Below are 1,337 nucleotides of genomic sequence, written 5' to 3'. Positions count from 1 at the left end.
GGTGCGACCTGCAAAGTCGCTCGATTCTCTGTTTCACGGAACGCAGTAATCCTGATGAAACCGGCTGTTCCATCAGCCGTTCCCTACCCGGACATGCGAAGCTGGCAACGGCTTGGTGTGAAGCTCCGGGGACAAAGCAACCACTGTACATACGGTACGTTGAGCCGCGAGGCGAGACGGAATCTGCCAGCACGAAGGTGGAGAGGTGCAAGGGATGGATGAGTACGACCAACATAAGTGAACGTTCGTTACGTGTCGTCACAAACAACAAGCCAAACGTGCTGACAGGCTTGAACCAAAACGGTACGCGGCTAGGAATGGTCTCCTCTCGGGCTTGGACCATCATGGACAGCATGCCGCCGGCGCATAGGACGGGTCCGCATCATCCCGAGAATCACGCGGAACAGGGTAAGCCCGTATCGCTGCCCCATGGGCAGGCTAACCGCAAGGAAAGCTATTGGCGATGCGGGTAAAGGAAGGTGGAGAAAGCGAAAGCCTGTCTGTAATGGATGGGATACGGGCTGAGACATTTGCCTGACGCGAAAGCGGGCAGACTTCCACATGGTCATTCATGGCGAGAGAATCTTTGATTAACCGTTGTACGAGGGAAAGCAGATGACGGCGAACAATGCGAAGGCATCAGACGCTGGTGCGCCCTCGCGCGCCACAGTCATGTGGGATCAGGCGAACTGGTCACACATCGCGGCGGACGTGAAGCGGCTTCAGATGCGTATCGCCAAGGCAGTTCGGGAAAACCGGTGGGGCAAGGCGAAGGCCTTGCAACATCTGCTAACCCGCTCGCATAACGGCAAGATGCTTGCTGTGAAGCGGGTAACGGAAAATCGCGGTAAGAGAACGCCGGGGGTGGACGGCAGGATCTGGTCATCTCCGGCGGCCAGATGGAACGGAATGTTGTCGCTACGTCATCGGGGCTATCGCACGATGCCGCTGCGGCGTGTCCACATTCCCAAGAGTAATGGAAAAAAGCGTCCGCTAGGAATCCCATGCATGAAGTGCCGGGCGATGCAGGCTTTATGGAAGCTCGCACTGGAGCCGATCGCGGAGACTCTGGCGGATGTCAACTCCTACGGCTTCCGGCCCGAACGCTCGACTGCCGATGCCATCCAGCACTGCTTCAACGCCCTGGCGAGACGAACCTCGCCAGAGTGGATTCTGGAGGGTGATATCCGAGGCTGTTTCGACAACTTCAGTCACTCCTGGATTCTGGAGAATGCGGCGATGGACAAGGAAGTCCTGCGCAAGTGGTTGCAGGCCGGCTATATCGATGAGGGAACCCTGTTTGAGTCGCGGGCCGGCACCCCGCAAGGGGGTGTCAT

The 1,337-nt window shown here is 57.8% G+C and carries 1 protein-coding gene; it reads left to right on the top strand.

Going from position 1 to position 1,337, the window contains the following annotated elements; all coding sequences use genetic code 11:
• Positions 1 to 615 precede the first annotated feature (615 nt).
• Positions 616 to 1,337: reverse transcriptase N-terminal domain-containing protein (locus FSO04_RS45775; protein ID WP_174825362.1), on the top strand; the 722-nt coding region annotated here is incomplete at its 3' end.

This window comes from Paraburkholderia madseniana, from assembly GCF_009690905.1.
In the GTDB taxonomy this organism is placed as follows: domain Bacteria; phylum Pseudomonadota; class Gammaproteobacteria; order Burkholderiales; family Burkholderiaceae; genus Paraburkholderia; species Paraburkholderia madseniana.
The sequence above is the reverse complement of the archived record's forward strand: the minus strand, read 5'-3'. Positions and strand labels throughout refer to the sequence as shown.